15 protein-coding genes are annotated in these 14,218 nt (G+C 58.2%); 7 read left to right on the top strand and 8 right to left on the bottom strand.

The genetic code is table 11. From position 1 onward, the window contains the following. The gene (locus D1222_RS03865; RefSeq protein WP_119452899.1) at nucleotides 1-621 is read left to right on the top strand and encodes an MlaC/ttg2D family ABC transporter substrate-binding protein; all 621 of its coding nucleotides are present in this window, start codon (nucleotides 1-3) and stop codon (nucleotides 619-621) included. 79 nt (nucleotides 622-700) lie between these two features. On the opposite strand, the gene D1222_RS03860 is transcribed toward D1222_RS03865, so the two are convergent. Next, the gene (locus D1222_RS03860) at nucleotides 701-1,531 is read right to left on the bottom strand and encodes a PRC-barrel domain-containing protein (RefSeq protein ID WP_119452898.1); all 831 of its coding nucleotides are present in this window, start codon (nucleotides 1,529-1,531) and stop codon (nucleotides 701-703) included. A 171-nt stretch (nucleotides 1,532-1,702) separates the two neighbouring features. Between D1222_RS03860 and D1222_RS03855 the strand changes: the two genes are divergently transcribed. Both D1222_RS03855 and D1222_RS03850 read left to right on the top strand, forming a co-directional pair. Continuing rightward, on the top strand, nucleotides 1,703-2,809 hold the full coding sequence (locus D1222_RS03855; protein ID WP_119452897.1) for an S-(hydroxymethyl)glutathione dehydrogenase/class III alcohol dehydrogenase: 1,107 nt from the start codon (nucleotides 1,703-1,705) through the stop codon (nucleotides 2,807-2,809). Nucleotides 2,810-3,373: 564 nt separating this feature from the next. Next, the gene (locus D1222_RS03850) at nucleotides 3,374-3,751 is read left to right on the top strand and encodes a VOC family protein (RefSeq protein WP_119452896.1); all 378 of its coding nucleotides are present in this window, start codon (nucleotides 3,374-3,376) and stop codon (nucleotides 3,749-3,751) included. Nucleotides 3,752-3,836: 85 nt separating this feature from the next. On the opposite strand, the gene D1222_RS03845 is transcribed toward D1222_RS03850, so the two are convergent. Then, complete coding sequence (locus D1222_RS03845; RefSeq protein ID WP_119452895.1) at nucleotides 3,837-4,931, bottom strand: glutathione S-transferase family protein; 1,095 nt, start codon at nucleotides 4,929-4,931, stop codon at nucleotides 3,837-3,839. A 57-nt stretch (nucleotides 4,932-4,988) separates the two neighbouring features. On the opposite strand from D1222_RS03845, the gene D1222_RS03840 reads away from it, so the two are divergent. From D1222_RS03840 to fghA, 3 genes are all read left to right on the top strand, one after another. Continuing rightward, nucleotides 4,989-5,309, top strand: a complete 321-nt coding sequence (locus D1222_RS03840) for a hypothetical protein (RefSeq protein WP_119452894.1) — start codon at nucleotides 4,989-4,991, stop codon at nucleotides 5,307-5,309. A gap of 98 nt (nucleotides 5,310-5,407) precedes the next feature. Continuing rightward, nucleotides 5,408-5,755: a hypothetical protein gene (locus tag D1222_RS03835; RefSeq protein WP_119452893.1), complete on the top strand. Its 348-nt coding sequence runs from the start codon at nucleotides 5,408-5,410 to the stop codon at nucleotides 5,753-5,755. A 135-nt stretch (nucleotides 5,756-5,890) separates the two neighbouring features. Then, complete coding sequence (fghA, locus tag D1222_RS03830) at nucleotides 5,891-6,724, top strand: S-formylglutathione hydrolase (protein WP_119452892.1); 834 nt, start codon at nucleotides 5,891-5,893, stop codon at nucleotides 6,722-6,724. A 78-nt stretch (nucleotides 6,725-6,802) separates the two neighbouring features. Here the strand turns inward: fghA and D1222_RS03825 are convergent, their stop codons facing one another. The 6 genes from D1222_RS03825 to ectA all read right to left on the bottom strand — a co-directional run bounded on the left by D1222_RS03825 (nucleotide 6,803) and on the right by ectA (nucleotide 13,406). Continuing rightward, nucleotides 6,803-8,257: a sodium/proline symporter gene (locus D1222_RS03825; RefSeq protein ID WP_119452891.1), complete on the bottom strand. Its 1,455-nt coding sequence runs from the start codon at nucleotides 8,255-8,257 to the stop codon at nucleotides 6,803-6,805. Then, the gene (locus tag D1222_RS03820; protein WP_119452890.1) at nucleotides 8,254-9,594 is read right to left on the bottom strand and encodes an MFS transporter; all 1,341 of its coding nucleotides are present in this window, start codon (nucleotides 9,592-9,594) and stop codon (nucleotides 8,254-8,256) included. Before D1222_RS03820 ends, D1222_RS03825 begins: the two co-directional genes overlap by 4 nt. Beyond that, nucleotides 9,594-11,045 (bottom strand): aspartate kinase, encoded by a 1,452-nt coding sequence (locus D1222_RS03815; protein ID WP_119452889.1) that lies wholly within the window; start codon nucleotides 11,043-11,045, stop codon nucleotides 9,594-9,596. The genes D1222_RS03820 and D1222_RS03815 overlap by 1 nt, the downstream gene beginning before the upstream one ends. 93 nt (nucleotides 11,046-11,138) lie before the next feature. Continuing rightward, nucleotides 11,139-11,540 carry an ectoine synthase gene (locus D1222_RS03810; RefSeq protein ID WP_119452888.1) on the bottom strand — a complete coding sequence of 134 codons (402 nt, stop codon included), beginning with the start codon at nucleotides 11,538-11,540 and terminating at the stop codon, nucleotides 11,139-11,141. Between the two features lie 6 nt (nucleotides 11,541-11,546). Next, complete coding sequence (ectB, locus tag D1222_RS03805; RefSeq protein WP_182481858.1) at nucleotides 11,547-12,845, bottom strand: diaminobutyrate--2-oxoglutarate transaminase; 1,299 nt, start codon at nucleotides 12,843-12,845, stop codon at nucleotides 11,547-11,549. 54 nt (nucleotides 12,846-12,899) lie between these two features. Next, nucleotides 12,900-13,406, bottom strand: coding sequence for a diaminobutyrate acetyltransferase (gene ectA / locus D1222_RS03800; RefSeq protein WP_119452887.1), 507 nt, complete (start codon nucleotides 13,404-13,406; stop codon nucleotides 12,900-12,902). A 239-nt stretch (nucleotides 13,407-13,645) separates the two neighbouring features. Here ectA and D1222_RS03795 point away from each other — a divergent pair, with 239 nt between their 5' ends. Next, nucleotides 13,646-14,212, top strand: coding sequence for a MarR family winged helix-turn-helix transcriptional regulator (locus tag D1222_RS03795; RefSeq protein ID WP_119452886.1), 567 nt, complete (start codon nucleotides 13,646-13,648; stop codon nucleotides 14,210-14,212). The last annotated feature ends 6 nt before the right edge of the window (nucleotides 14,213-14,218 follow it).

The raw sequence follows: 14,218 nt of genomic DNA, 5'->3' as shown, positions 1-14,218 counted from the left end.
ATGAAGTTTGCCAGACATGCAGTGGCTGCGCTGGTTATGGCGGCAGCCGCCAGCCCCGTATTTGCCGATGCAAAAACGGAAGCCTTCGTGGAAGAGAATGCCAATGAGGTGCTCGAAGCGCTCAACGACCCAACGCTGAGCAGCGAAGAGAGAACCGAACTCTTCAGCGGCTATATGGAAGAATTCGCTGACTTTAACGCTGTCAGCCGTTTCGTGATCGGACGCTATGCGAACCGGTTCACGCCGCAGGAGCTGACGCGCTTCCAGGGCGTGTTCCGCAACTATGCGCTGGCTGTTTATGAGAATGAGCTCGATGCCTATCGCGGTGAGAAAGTGGTCGTTGACCGCTCCATCGACCGCACGGCAAGCGACTCGATCGTCGATACGCGCATCCCGCGCGCTGACGGGCAGGAGATGAATGTCCGCTGGCGGGTGCTGAAGCGGAATGGTGAGTACCAGGTCGTCGATGTCGCGCTGAACGTGAACGGCAATCTGATTTGGCTCGCCATTGAACAGCAGGCGCAGTTCCTGTCTCTTCTGGACCGCACGAATGGCTCTGCCGATGCACTGATCCGCAAGATCGAGCAGATGACACGGGAGGTCAGGGCGGGGCGGCGCTAGTTCGCCGACCTATCCGGAGAGCACAAAAAAGCCCTGCCAGTGATGGCAGGGCTTTTCTGTTCGGTGATGGCGGCAGCGATTAGCCGTTATCGTTCATCGCGCCGTAGGTGTCGTCTTCAGACGTATCTTCCCATTCGGTCGAGCTTTCACGCTCGCTGTCCATATCCATGTCTTCCTGCTCATAGCGGAAGACCGGCATCATCTCGAGGTCTTCTGAAGAGGCGTTGATCATGATGGTGTCATTATCGTCGGCATCCTGCTCGACCATGATCATGTCAAAACCGATCTGGCGATCTTCACCAAGGATTGGGTCACCAATGATCGCATAGAGCGCTTCGCCGTCTTCTGACACGATCACATCGTTGATGCGAGCGGAGTCATCTGAATTGACGAAGTCAGCCGTCGTGCCGATCATCTCAGAAACCAGGCGATAGTCGTTCAGGCCGTCCTGATCGAATTCGGCGACGTTCTGAATGTCTTCTTCAGTCATCGAAATCGTGAAGGCTGGCTCGCCCTCTTCCACCATCGTCACGTCAAGGTCGGCATAGGGCAGGGAGCCCTTCATGCCAGCGAGGTCAATGAAGTCGCCGCTGCGGAAAACGACCGTTTCGATCTGGCCGTTCTCACCAATCAGGAGGTCGTCGACGGTCGCGATGTCTTCACCATCCGCCCCGATGACCTTTGCCCCGACGATCTCTCCAGCGCTGAGATTGCCAGCGACCAGATAAACCGTCTCATAATCCGGCGTTTCAGCGTCGACCTCGGCGTACTCGCCATTGGTTTCGTCGGTTTGCGCCATTTCGGCGGTGTCTGTGTCATAAGCCGCCTCATTCATTTCAGTTTCGTTCGAGCATGCGGCTGCCCCAAACATGAGGGCCGATGCTGCTGCAGTAATCATGAGTTTCTTCATGATAAAAAGTCTCCTTCTGAACTAGTGGATGTAAAACGACAGGTGCGCTCACCTTGTTCCAAGGCCGCTATATTTCGATGTGCGGAGTCGAGAGCGAAATTCTGGGAAAGCCGACTTGTGTCTCCCGACCGGTCTCGCCATTGTGCGGTCAGTTCAAAGGAGTGCCCCACCATGAAAACTCGCGCCGCTGTTGCTTTCGAAGCCAAGAAGCCCCTCGAAATCGTGGAAGTCGACCTGGAAGGGCCAAAGGATGGCGAAGTCCTCGTCGAGATCATGGCGACGGGCATCTGCCATACGGACGCCTACACGCTCGATGGCCTCGATAGCGAAGGCCTGTTCCCAAGCATTCTTGGCCATGAAGGCGCAGGGGTCGTGCGCGAGGTGGGCAAGGGCGTGACCAGCGTGAAGCCTGGCGACCATGTGATCCCGCTCTACACGCCGGAATGTCGCCAGTGCAAAAGCTGCCTGTCGGGCAAGACCAATCTCTGCACCGCGATCCGTGCGACGCAGGGCAAGGGCGTCATGCCGGACGGCACCAGCCGTTTCTCCTATAAAGGCCAGAAGCTGCACCACTATATGGGCTGTTCGACCTTCTCCAACTTCACGGTCCTGCCTGAGATTGCGGTCGCGAAAATCGATCCGGAAGCACCGTTCGACAAGACCTGCTATATCGGCTGCGGCGTGACGACGGGCGTCGGCGCGGTGACTAATACGGCCAAAGTGACGCCGGGCTCAAATGTCGTTGTTTTCGGCCTTGGCGGTATCGGCCTCAACGTCATTCAGGGCGCCAAGATGGTCGGCGCTGACATGATCGTTGGCGTCGACATCAACCCGGCCAAGGAAGAGTGGGGCCGCCGCTTTGGCATGACCCACTTCGTCAACCCGAAGGACGTAAAGGACGTTGTTGCTCATCTGGTCGAGCTGACCGGCGGCGGCGCCGATTACTCTTTCGACTGCACCGGTAATACAGAAGTGATGCGTCAGGCGCTCGAATGCGGTCACCGCGGCTGGGGCGAAAGCATCATCATCGGTGTTGCCGAAGCTGGTAAGGAAATCGCGACCCGTCCGTTCCAGCTGGTAACCGGCCGGGTCTGGAAGGGCTCTGCCTTTGGCGGCGCACGCGGACGCACCGATGTGCCGAAGATCGTCGAATGGTACATGAAGGGCAAGATCGAGATCGATCCGATGATCACGCACGTCCTGAAACTGGAAGACATCAATAAAGGCTTTGACCTGATGCATTCCGGCGAGAGCATCCGTTCGGTTGTGGTCTTCTAGTGCGAGCAGCGGCGGCTTTTGCAGGTCTGACATTATTCGCAGCCTGTGCTCTGCCGGGCGACCCTCCTCCAATGCTCGCTAGATATTGTGAAGTGTTCGATGAATGGGTCGCGGCGGGTCCGAAGTCGCCGCAAGGCATGCGCACAATAAGACTGTTTAGAGGCAATTGCCCTGAGGGCTCGGTCTGCACGTACTCGCTTGGATGGACGACCGAGTGTCCCGACTGTTCGGATGAGGACGACAGCTCATTTGCACAGGCGGTTGCGCCGATGTCTCATTATCTATGGATGGATGAGATCGCGGAGTATTCAGCTATATGCGCGGGTGCGACAACCTTCGATGTAGAAGCTTCAGAGGAAAACGTATCACCGCAATCTAAGTCGGTCAGCTATAAGAATGCACAACTGACAGTACGCTGGACCGGAGAAAATTGCGGCTATGATGGCTGTACCGAGCTGGAGCTAGTTTATTGAGCGAGTGGATAGGCTGAGGGCGAGAAGTATACGGGTTCCCGCTCTCTAGATTTCGAGATTTTCGATCTCTTTGTTAGAAAAGGCATTCAAAATGTACAGTCACATGATGGTCGGATCGAATGATCTCGACAAAGCCAAGACGTTCTATGACGCGACCTTTCAGGCCATTGGCGGCAAGCCGGGCGTGATGGATCCGAAGGGGCGTCTCGTCTACCTGCACAATGGCGCGGTGTTTCTTGTCACCAAGCCGATCGATGGCGAACCAGCGACGCAGGGCAATGGCATGACGATTGGCTTTGCCATGAAGTCGACCGATGAGGCCGATGCCTGGCATAAGGCAGGCGCAGCGGCTGGCGGGAAGGAAATCGAGGACCCGCCAGGCTGGCGCGAAAGCGGCGGCCAGAAGCTGTACCTCGCCTATCTGCGTGACCCGGATGGCAACAAGCTCTGTGCGCTCTGCCGCGGCTAAAGGATTTCTGACTGAGTAATTGAGCGCCGCTCTACCCAGCTTGGGTAGGGCGGCGCTTTGCTTTGCGGCGGGCTGACCCGTCTAATCAGGCGAGCACGACCTGACATTTCTCTCGCTTCAGGCGGGCAGGTAGCCGGAATGTTTTGAGCTCTTTGCCGTCAACCCGTCCGAGCAGCGTATCGGCTCGCGTACGGTCCTCTGGGCTCATGGTATCGTAGACATCGAGTGCAGCCTGAAGGCGCCAGAGCGGGAAGCTGCGTGCTTTGGCCGGCCCGCTGTGGCTTTCGATTTCAATATCTACGTCGCCCAGTGCGCGTGGGACGCGGTCGCCGCTGGCGGCGTTCGCTGCCCAGTCGCTAAACAGGGTGGAGGTGGCCTTGATGGCTGGGAGCTGCTCGCGCATCTGACGGCGCAGGATTGGCTCCAGCGTTTCAGGAACTGCGTCGTCGCTGAGCAATTCACCACTGCCATGGCAGCCGCCGGCTTTCATTCGCTCTACCCAGTCAGCGATTTTGGGGGCGAGCCGCTGCATGATCTCGCCTGAGGCCGGGTCACGGTAGAGGTGCGCATAGAGCGGCCCATAGAAGGCAAAGTCAGCCAGTGAGGGCCGGGCGCCAAGAATATAAGGGTGCTGATCCAGGTGAGCCGAGAATTCGGAGAGGAAGGCCTCATAGCTTTTCTCAATTCCGGGGACGGTATCTGCACTGATGCCGAGAATTGGCAGTGCGCCCTTGAACCTCGCGCCATTCTTGCGGCCAAGCGCATATTGCTGGTCCGGTGTGAGGTCAGGGGCTGAGAGGGCGCCAAACTCGCCATAAGCCCAGTCCTCATTATAGTTCCAGCGATAGTGCATGGCCGGTAACATCAGCCATTCATCACCGTATAGTTGCAAAAGTTCGCTTACGAATCGCTGAAGTGGAGACGCCGGCCAGGCTGGCGGATGAGCGTTTTCGCGCGCCTCGACGGCCTGCATGATGTCCGCCGTGTCCTGAATGACAGTTCCATCCGGCATGGTTGCGACGGGGATCACTGGCCAGCCGACATTGGGCAGGATGACGTCGCGGTAGACGGCTTGTGTGGCCGGTTTCTCATCATAATCGACCCCGCGCCAGTCCAGATAAGCGCGTGCCTTTCCGGTGAAGTAGCTGACTTCGGCGCCGTATAATGTGTAGCTCGTCATATGATTTATGATTTCCCGTGCCTATCGTGAGCCTGTGGGACACAAAAAGGCGATCTGATGTCGGAGTTCAAGCATTTCTGCCTCGTGGCAGGGGGCGAGACCATGGAGGGGCATGCCATCCCCGATGGCCGCGTCGGCCCATCCGTTATGTCACTGAAGGTCTGGGCAGCCTCAGTCGAAGAGGCCGTCGAGGTGATCATCTCAATCGGCAATGAAATCGGCTTCAAGATTGAGCAGAATGTCGAGGTCATCCGCTCCAAGGCGACGCAGATGGCGAGAGACGAAGCGTTCGCTTATGCTGTCCGGGTGACGCCCTGCATCGATGATGATCTGGCCCTGTGTGTGGCCGAAGAGGCCGAGCGTATCCAGAACGAATAGGCTGGAGGCGGGAACCGCTTTCACTCACATCCCGTTTTCTTTCCATTGGCGCTGGCGCTGCTGCGCTGGGGTACCTGCCAGAATGGAAGGAAACGCAAATGAAGAATTTCACGATGATTGCAGGCGCGATTGGCGCGCTGAGTATGGCCGCATGCGCGGCAAATCCACCGCCAGGACCGGGATCCGGCGGTCCGGGTTATTACGGCAATGCGGGCTATGATGACGGGTATCGTGGTCCGCCGCGCGCAGACCGGGGATATGGCGATCCGCGCTATGACGACCGATATGGCGATGGTCGCTACAATGACCGGTATGATCGCTATGACCCATATGATGCCCGCTATCATGGCCAGCGATATTACGATGATCGGGCACGGCGATATTACTATATCGATGCACGCACGGGTGCGACGATCTGGGTGAATGGTGACCTCAGAGGCCGCTAAACGCACAAGACAAATCACTTCGCGAAAGGGCGCATCTGCAAGGCTGCGCCCTTTTTGCGTTATGACGCGCGGTGGGAAGTGCGACCGTCTGTGTTACATTGAGTAAGAACAGCAACCACAGGAGACCCTCAGGTTTTGGAAACAGTATCAGACTGGACGAGTTTTGGCGGCGATCTCAGCGTTCACGACCATGAAAGCGAGACGCTTGGCTGCACGATGCGGTTTGCCGTATTCGAGCCACCGCAGACCGATGAGGAGCCTGTCCCCGTTCTCTGGTATCTTTCGGGCCTGACCTGCAACTGGTCGAACGTGATGGAGAAGGGCGGCCTGCAGCGCAAAGCCGCTGAACTGGGCGTGATGATCGTCGCGCCTGACACCAGCCCGCGCGGGCAAGATGTCGCCGATGACGAGGCCTATGACTTCGGGCAGGGCGCAGGCTTTTACCTCACAGCGACGCAGGACCCTTGGGCGAAACACTACAAGATGGACCAGTACATCATGGAAGAGCTTCCTTCCGTGATCCGGTCAAACTTTGCCGCCGATATGCGCCGTCAGTCCATTTTCGGTCATTCCATGGGTGGGCATGGCGCGCTGGTTCTGGCGCTCCGCAATCCCGGACATTTCCGCAGCGTATCTGCATTCTCGCCGATCGTCGCACCGACGCAGGTGCCTTGGGGTGAGAAAGCTTTCTCGACCTATCTCGGCGACGACAAGGAAGCTTGGAAGGAATGGGACGCGTGCGAGCTGGTCAAGAAGACGCAGCTTGATACGACCATCCTGATCGACCAGGGCGAGGATGACCAGTTTCTGGAAGAGCAACTGAAGCCGGGCCTGTTCGAGCAGGCATGCCGAGAAGCTGGCCAGCCGCTCGCGATCCGTCTGCGGCCGGGCTATGATCACTCCTATTATTTCATCTCGACCTTCATGGATGATCACATCATGCACCATGCCAAGGCGCTCTACGGCTAAAGCGCTGGCATTCAGAAAATGAAAAGCCCGCCTGGAGAGATCCGGGCGGGCTTTTGTTTGTGGAGGTGGGCGGGCGCGCTAGTCTGTGGTCGCGTCCACCGGGGACTGCTTCAACTCTGTTCGCGTGGCCGGGCGCGACATGATCCAGCCGACGATGATCGGGATCAGGATGCCGGGGAAGCCTTCATAGATGCCGCCCTGCCAGCCAAGACCGAAGCGCCAGACCAGCGTGATGCCGATACCAAGGAGCATCAGGAGGATTGCGGTCGGCTCGCTGACGCGGCGGTTCAGCGCGTAGAGCGTCAGGAGCGGCGCGAAGGCTGCGGCCAGCGCCGACCAGGCGATGATGACGAGGCTGAAGACGCTCTGGCTGTCCATGAGCGCAAGTGCGAGGGCGAGCAGGGTGACCGAGCCTGTCGCCGCCTTCAGCATCCACGGATGCTCAAGCCTCTGGGGGACGAGGTCGTGCGTAATCGCTGCCGAGCAGGACAGCACGACAGAGTCAGCGGTCGACATGGTCGCCGCGAAGATGCCCGCCAGGATGAGGCCAACCAAAATGTCTGGAAGCAGGCCTTCGGCCATACGGGGCAGGGCGAGCTCAACATCGATATTGGCCGCGTCCGGCATGTAGACGCGGGCGAGAAGGGAGAGACCTGCGGCGAGGATGTAGAAGACAACGAAGAAGCCGTAATACCAGGCGCGCGTGCGCTGCATGTTCCGGTCATCGTCCAGTGCCATGAAACGGACCATGATGTGCGGCTGGCCCACGACAGAAAATCCGGCGAACAGCCAGCCCAGCACGAAGAGGCCGATGCCCAGTGCGCCGGTCAGAAGCAGCTCATCTGATTCCGGCAAGAGGTTGAGATAGGTGCCATTGTCCATCGTGCTCAACTGTTCGAACATGCTGCCAAAACCGCCTGCCCAGCTGACGCCGACAAAGAAAAGCGTGAAGAGCGCGCCGAGCATACAGACCGACTGGATGGCGTCCGTCCAGATAGAGGCACGGATACCGCCAGCAATCGAATAGGCAAGGATGATGACGGCAGAGCCGATCGCGCCGATGCGCCAGTCGAAGCCTTCAAAGACCCCTTCCAGCGCCTTTGCGCCTGCCGTGATCTGGGCGGCGCCATAGACGATGAGCAGCACAACCATGATGACGGCCGCCATTCTGCGCCAGATAGCAAAATCATCGCCGTGCCAGCGAGAGAGGACAGACGCGAAAGAGGCTTCGTTCGTGACGCCGGTGGCGGTTCGCAATTTGCGGTGAATGAATGTGGAGCCGATGAAGTCGCCGACGATCCAGCCGAACATCAGCCAGATGGCTGAGAGGCCCGTGGCGTAGCCGTAGCCGATGACGCCGATAAAGAGATAGCCCGAATTGTTTGTTGCGACCGCTGAAAGACCGGCCAGCCAGGGGGAAACTGTCTGACCGGCAATGTAATAGTCTTTTCGCTCGCCTGTCGCCTGCCGGGCAGAGGCAAGCCCCACGCCAAGGAAGATGATCAGGATAACGATGAAGCTCGCAAGTATCATTCTGTGTCTGTCTCTTGTGATGCCATCCAGGCGAGAAACAGATCGAACTGTTCATTCGTCGCTTCGCCACGTGGGTCGATTTCAGAAATCGCAAGGCTGGTTGCCTGCGTTGCGTTGAAGGGTTCCTTCTCTTCGCCGGTGACTTCGGGCGTACGCACCATCCGTGTGAACATAAGCGCCGCCATGATTGCAAGGGCGAGGGCGGAGAAAGCAAAGAGGCCGCCTGGCCCGATTGCCGACATGGACACGCCTGCGATGAGCGGCCCGACGATGGATCCAATGCCCCAGATGATCAGGATGCCCGCCATCATGGAGGTCGCCTGTTCGGGCTTGGCGCGGTCTGCCGCGTGTGCGACAGCGACGGCGTAGTAGGACAGCGCCCCCATGCCGAAGAGGAAGGCGAGGGCGAGGATTAGGGGTTCTGCTGCGAACGTGCTGAATGCGGTGAGCGCGACAGCTGCGACCGCGCCGATGATGCCTGCGGCGGCAATAACGAGGCGTCGGTCCACCCGGTCAGAAATGTAACCGGCCGGCCAGAGGCCGAGCATGGCGCCGGCAAGAAGCGCCCCGTTGAAGCGTGCAGAAAAGGCCGCTGCACTCTCTGGTGAAACGGCCTGGGCGAAGATTGGATAAAGCTGGGCAACGGAATTGTTCACGGCGCCCGCGCAGAAAGCTGCGAAGGCGGCGGCTGGGGCATATTTCAGGATTTTGCGTGGCCCGAAGGGCGAAGCGGCGTGGATGTCCGGCTGAATTTGCCGCGTTGCCGTGATCGGCATGATGGTGACGGCGAAGAGCGCGGCGACCATCAGGAAGCCCATCATACCATTAGCGCCAGCCATGACGGCGAAGGGGCCACCAATTGCGCCAAGCTTTGCCACGACATGGTAGAAACCGAGAATGGCGCCGCGTTTTTCAGGCGGCGAAGCGTCGGCAATCCAGCTCTCGCCTGCGGTAAATAGGGCGGCCGTGCTTGCGCCGATAACGGCTTGAACGATGGCCCAGAAGAAAACGCTCGGCCCGATTGTCAGGCTGAGCGAGGCAACGATGGCGATGGCTGCAAAAAAGGAAAAGGAGCGGATGTGCCCTATCCGGGCGATCTGGATAGGCGATAAAATCGCGCCAGTCAGGAACCCGCCAGCGTAGAATGCCGCAACCAGACCAAGGGCAGCATTCGATGTGCCGGCGGCCTGAAGGCCCAGAGCGATCATCACGGATAGGGCAGCCGCTGCACCCTGCAAGAGGGTGAGGGAGAGCACGATGGCGAGAACGTTGCGGTATTGACCGAACGCGTCTCGCCATCCTGCTTTTTGCGATTCAGGCGAAGCTGAATAAGGCATCAGGCGGCGGTACGGATTTCCGCTGGGTCGCCGTCACGATGCGCAGTCTCGTCCTCGACGAGCGCCTTGTGAAGTACGCGCACCGCCTCGTCATAGTCCTCTTTAGCGACGAAGAGCTGGAGGTCCGTGCTGCGTGTCAGCTTCTGAAGGCCGAGCATGTTGATGCCAGCGTCGTAAAGCGCGGACGTGGCCTTGGCGGTCATGCCTGGCACGTCGAGGTTTGCGCCGATCACCGATACTATCGCGAGTTCTCGCGTCGTGACCTCTGCATTCTCATACAGGGCTTCAAGATCAGCTGCGGCGCGGTTCAGCGACTCACGCGTGCAGTCGACATAGTGTGTTATTGTATTGGCGTTTGAGCTTTTCGACACGATCCAGACCTTGTGACGGGTGAGCGCCTTCAGCGCCTCGGCATCATAGCCTTTCACGCCGACCATGTCCTGCTCGAACAGTTCGAAGGCGTATAGATTCTTGATGCCTGTCACGATCTCGGCGCGCGCTTCCTCAGGGTGGAAGTCATCGGTGATGATCGTGCCCGCATCTGTCGGGTCAAACGTGTTCTTCACGCGAAGTGGCACGCCAGCCTGGCGAAGGCCTTTTGCGGCTTTCGGGTGCACCGCTTCCATGCCCATATTCGAGAGCTGGTCGGCGACATCGTAATTGGTCTTGCCGATCTTGAGCACCTTGTCATTGCCGACCAGTTTCGGGTCAGCGCTGGAAAGGTGGAATTCCTTATGAATGATGGCTTCGGACGCGTTTGTCAGTGCGCCAATGCGCGAGAAGGTAACTTCAGTGTAGCCGCGGTCATAGAGCTTCACCATGCCTTCGACGCAACCGGCATAACCGGTGCAGATTGGTAGTTCCTTGGAGAAGTCGATGCCCTTCAATGAGGTACGAATACGCTCATCAAGGGACATTTTTTCATCATCGCGCCAGCCTGTCAGATCGACAAAGACTGAGTTGATGTCGCGTTGGCGAAGCAGCAGCGTCGTATTGTGAGCTGAGTGCGCCTCACCGAGTGCAGCGAGCATTTCGCGCACGGTCATCAGGTGTTCGTCCAGGCGGAACTGGCCATAGGAGCAAAGGCGGTGCAGGTCGATCAGGCAGTTGCGTACGCCCTCGACGCGCTCCATCACGAAATTGTCGGCAACCTTGCGATCTGGGTGATCGCCAAAGATTTCCTGGTTTTTCTCGCGCATGGCTTCTGACAGCTCAGTCAGTGCCTCGCTCCATTGCCATTTGTTCTCGGCTTTGGCGAAAAGTGCGTAGACACCCGGCTTGCCGGACTTCTTGTGTTCCAGAAGGAGGTTGGTCATGCCGGCATAGGCCGAAACGACGAATATGCGGTTGTAGAGGTCGGCGCCTTCGCGGCCGTTGATCAGGACATTGTCCAGGATAACGGGTGTGTTCGCGATGGACGTGCCACCAATCTTTTCAACAGTATGGGTCATGGGATTTCGCCCCGGAATTTTTGGTCTGGTCTGGTGTGTGGGCTAGCAGCCCGGTAATGGACCGGGCTGCCAGCAAATTTTCGGATTTGGCGCTTAGCCTGCGTCCTCGAGATCTTCTGCGGCGGCGTAGGAGCCGTCTGGCAGGTGCACTTCCTTGCCCGTCACCGGTGGATTGAAGCAGCATGCCATGTGCAGCTCTTCTTCGGCGCGCAGGGTGTGCTTGTCATGGAGGTTCAGGCCGTACATCACGCCCGGCTTGATTTCGTGGGTCTCGCCGGTCGCGTGATCGGTGATCGAACCCTTACCCTTCATGCAGTACACGCTCTCGAAGTGGTTCTTGTAGTGAAAGGTGTGCTCGGAGCCGGCTTCCAGCACGGTGATGTGGAAGCTGAAGCCCATCTTGTCGTCGGCAAGAAGCATCCGATAGGACGTCCATTGCGCGTCTGACACGGCACGGTCCGTGCCTTTCATCTCATTCATATCGCGTACGATCATTGTAATTTACTCCGCTGCGACTTTGTGGCTGGCGACGGTTTCTTCCGCTGCCTCGAACAGGATATCGAGACCCTTCTGGAGCATCTCTTCAGAGATGGTCAGGGCTGCGAGAACCTTCACGACTTCATCATCGGCGCCAGACGTCTCAATGATGAGGCCTTTCTCGAATGCGCGGCTGCACATGTCGGATGCGATGTCACCGGAGGTGACGTCGACACCTTTCATCATGCCGCGGCCTTTCAGCTTCGCGCCGGGGATGAGGTCAGCAATCTTCTGCAGGCCGGCCTCGAGAATGTCCGACTTCTTGCGGACCTCCTTCATGAAGGCGTCGTCCTTCCAGAATTTGTCGAGGGCGACTTTTGCTGTGACAAATGCGTGGTTGTTGCCGCGGAAGGTGCCGTTGTGTTCGGCTGGCTTCCAGATGTCGTGTTCCTTCTTGAGAAGGACGCAGGCGAAGGGAAGGCCCATACCCGAAAGCGATTTCGCCTGGGTAATGATGTCAGGCTTGATGCCTGCAATCTCGAAGCCGAAATAGTCGCCTGAGCGTCCCACGCCGGCCTGGATGTCATCGACGATGAGGAGAGCGCCGGTTTTCTTGGCGAGCTCGGCAATGCCCTTCATCCACTTCGCGGACGCGGCATTGAGGCCACCTTCGCCCTGAATTGGTTCGAAGATAAAGGCTGCGGGCGCGTCGACACCGGACGAGCTGTTCTCGATCATCATCTCGATCTGGTCGAGCGTGTCGACATCCTCACCAAACGCATTGGCGTAAGGAAGGTGCGTGGTGCCGCAGATGCCGTTGCAGCCTGCGCCAGCACCGGCACGCTTGCCAGCATTACCCGTCAGCGCGAGTGCGCCAAGCGTCATGCCGTGGAAGCCATTCGTGAAGGCAATCACATTGCTGCGGCCAGTGACCTTGCGAGCCAGCTTGACGGCGGCTTCGACGGCATTGGTGCCGGTCGGGCCGGTCATCATGATCTTGTATTCACCCATGCCACGCGGCTCGAGGATGTTGTCCTCAAAAGCCTTCAGCCATTCGGCCTTTGCGTCGGTGTACATGTCGAGGCCATGGGCGATGCCATCACGTTCGATATGCTCAATGAGTGCCTTCTTCATGTCCGGATCATTGTGCCCGTAATTGAGGGTCGAGCACCCGGCGAGAAAGTCGATGTATGTCTTGCCATTGGCGTCGGTCATCTCCGAGCCTTTGGCGCTTACGAAGAGCGTATCGAAGTTGCGGCAATAGCTGCGCACAACTGACTCGCGTCTTTCGAAAATGTCTTCTTGAATGTCTGTGAACGGCATGCGTCCTGCTCCTGTTTTGGTCTGGTTTGAGCGTCTAGGCGCGAGATAGGCGGCTCAGCTTGCGGCCGGCCGACCGAAAGGCCCAATTGTCACGAGAATCTCGCTGTCGTGACGGCCCTTGAAGTGTTTGTCTTCGTCGAAGAAGGGGCTTTCCTGCAGCGGGGCATCGAGCCAGCGCGCAAGACTTTTGAAGAGGCCCCAGGACGCCTCATTATCAGGCGTGATCGTCGTCTTCAGATAGCGCACATCCTTGCAGGACGGGCGCGAGAAGATGTCGGCGACGAGGCGCTTGGGAATGCGCTTCCCGCGTGCCTTTTCACCGATCGCGACCTGCCAGAGGAAGAATACCTCCGGCTCCTCCGGTGGAATATGACCGCTGACCCAACCGATGACTTCGCCGTCCTCGCGCGCGAGCGCGCACGTCTCAGCAAAGTGCGTCGTCTGGATCAGGTTCATATAGAGCGAATTGGTATCCAGAGGCGGACACGCGGCAATGAGATCGTGAACGGCGGCGCCGTCCTCGCTCATTGGTGCTTCGATTGTCACTGCGTCTTTCGTCATGTCTCTAAGCCCGCTTCCATTGCAATAATGGCCAACGCCGCAACGGGTTCCGCTGATGCGCTTGCCAAATAAATATTGTTTGACTATCTATATATGTGTGACGGCCATGGGGTCAACCCGTGCAGTCATAACTTTGAGAATAGGAGGAAAAACAATTTTTAAGAGCTAATTCCGGGAAACTTATCCCCTAAATTCGTTTGATATAATAATAATTTTGCAAACTAAGGATATTTGATAATATGGCGCAACTTTCTGAAGGATTTGAGTCGGTGCGTCTGTCTGCGGCGCATGCCGATACCTGGAGCGAAGACATGCAGGATCAGGCTGAAACAGCGCTTGTTGCGCTCCGGCGCGTATTGAAGGCGACCGCCAGCAACGTCAAAGCGGTGGCTACAAAGACGGGGCTGACGGCCTCGCAGCTTCTGGTGCTGCAGGTGCTGCGGACCCAAGGCGAAACGCTGACGGGTGACCTCGCTCGCGCGGTCGATCTCAAGCAGGCAACGATTTCCATTCTTATAGACAAGCTGCAGGAGCAGGAACTTGTCGTGCGCCGGCGCGGAGAGACAGACCGCCGCCGCGTATGGGTGAAGCTGACCGAGAAAGGCCTCGCGGCCCTCGATGGCGCGCCGGACCTTCTGCAGGACACCTTTCGCACGCGCTTCGGTCAGCTGGCCGAGTGGGAGCAGGCAAGCATCACCGCTGCGCTTCTGCGCGTCGTTTCGCTTCTCGACGCTGAGAAGATTGAAGCTTCACCTATTCTCGATGTTGCTGACGTGAACGATCCGCTGGTCGCGAACGGGCAATAATCGGCG

Source organism: Henriciella algicola (assembly GCF_003576245.1).
Lineage (GTDB): Bacteria > Pseudomonadota > Alphaproteobacteria > Caulobacterales > Hyphomonadaceae > Henriciella > Henriciella algicola.
This window is presented reverse-complemented; position numbering and strand designations above follow the sequence as displayed.

Excerpts from the sequence above, each read along its gene's own strand:
- D1222_RS03860 (WP_119452898.1), bottom strand. The coding sequence starts at position 1,531 with ATGAAGAAACTCATGATTACTGCAGCAGCATCGGCCCTCATGTTTGGG.
- D1222_RS03820 (WP_119452890.1), bottom strand. The coding sequence starts at position 9,594 with ATGCCTTATTCAGCTTCGCCTGAATCGCAAAAAGCAGGATGGCGAGAC.
- ectB (WP_182481858.1), bottom strand. The coding sequence starts at position 12,845 with ATGCCGTTCACAGACATTCAAGAAGACATTTTCGAAAGACGCGAGTCA.
- D1222_RS03855 (WP_119452897.1), top strand. The coding sequence starts at position 1,703 with ATGAAAACTCGCGCCGCTGTTGCTTTCGAAGCCAAGAAGCCCCTCGAA.
- D1222_RS03845 (WP_119452895.1), bottom strand. The coding sequence starts at position 4,931 with ATGACGAGCTACACATTATACGGCGCCGAAGTCAGCTACTTCACCGGA.
- D1222_RS03810 (WP_119452888.1), bottom strand. The coding sequence starts at position 11,540 with ATGATCGTACGCGATATGAATGAGATGAAAGGCACGGACCGTGCCGTG.
- D1222_RS03795 (WP_119452886.1), top strand. The coding sequence starts at position 13,646 with ATGGCGCAACTTTCTGAAGGATTTGAGTCGGTGCGTCTGTCTGCGGCG.
- D1222_RS03850 (WP_119452896.1), top strand. The coding sequence starts at position 3,374 with ATGTACAGTCACATGATGGTCGGATCGAATGATCTCGACAAAGCCAAG.
- ectA (WP_119452887.1), bottom strand. The coding sequence starts at position 13,406 with ATGACGAAAGACGCAGTGACAATCGAAGCACCAATGAGCGAGGACGGC.
- D1222_RS03825 (WP_119452891.1), bottom strand. The coding sequence starts at position 8,257 with ATGATACTTGCGAGCTTCATCGTTATCCTGATCATCTTCCTTGGCGTG.
- D1222_RS03840 (WP_119452894.1), top strand. The coding sequence starts at position 4,989 with ATGTCGGAGTTCAAGCATTTCTGCCTCGTGGCAGGGGGCGAGACCATG.
- D1222_RS03865 (WP_119452899.1), top strand. The coding sequence starts at position 1 with ATGAAGTTTGCCAGACATGCAGTGGCTGCGCTGGTTATGGCGGCAGCC.
- D1222_RS03835 (WP_119452893.1), top strand. The coding sequence starts at position 5,408 with ATGAAGAATTTCACGATGATTGCAGGCGCGATTGGCGCGCTGAGTATG.
- D1222_RS03815 (WP_119452889.1), bottom strand. The coding sequence starts at position 11,045 with ATGACCCATACTGTTGAAAAGATTGGTGGCACGTCCATCGCGAACACA.